Source organism: Vogesella mureinivorans (assembly GCF_007644035.1).
In the GTDB taxonomy this organism is placed as follows: domain Bacteria; phylum Pseudomonadota; class Gammaproteobacteria; order Burkholderiales; family Chromobacteriaceae; genus Vogesella; species Vogesella mureinivorans.
The window spans coordinates 1-370 of record NZ_VMTV02000028.1 but is presented as its reverse complement, the minus strand read 5'-3'; the positions used below and the strand labels follow the sequence as shown (position 1 = coordinate 370).

The following is a 370-nucleotide window of genomic DNA, read 5'->3' as shown; positions in this document are numbered from 1 at the left end:
TACGCTTCGCCGTTGCGAAAAAGATCGTCGAGCGCGCGATGGACCATGGCATCAAGCCGGAGGACGTCGTCGTCGATCCGCTGGTCATGCCGATCGGCGCGCTGGGCGATGCCGGCCGGCAGGTCTTCCAGCTTCTCTACCGACTGCGCAACGAGCTCAAGGTGAACACGACCTGCGGTCTTTCCAACATCTCCTTCGGCCTGCCGCACCGCCATGGCATCAATGCCGCCTTTATCCCTATGGTCATCGGCGCCGGCATGACCTCGGCGATCATGAATCCCTGCCGCCCGCAGGAGATGGAAGCCGTGCGCGGCGCCAACGTGCTCAACGGCACTGACAAGGACTGCATGACCTGGATCAAGACATACAA

1 protein-coding gene is annotated in these 370 nt (G+C 61.9%); it reads left to right on the top strand.

Annotated features, from left to right (window positions below):
- On the top strand, window positions 1-370 hold a 370-nt coding region (locus FLQ44_RS00960), incomplete at both ends, for a dihydropteroate synthase (RefSeq protein WP_170252701.1).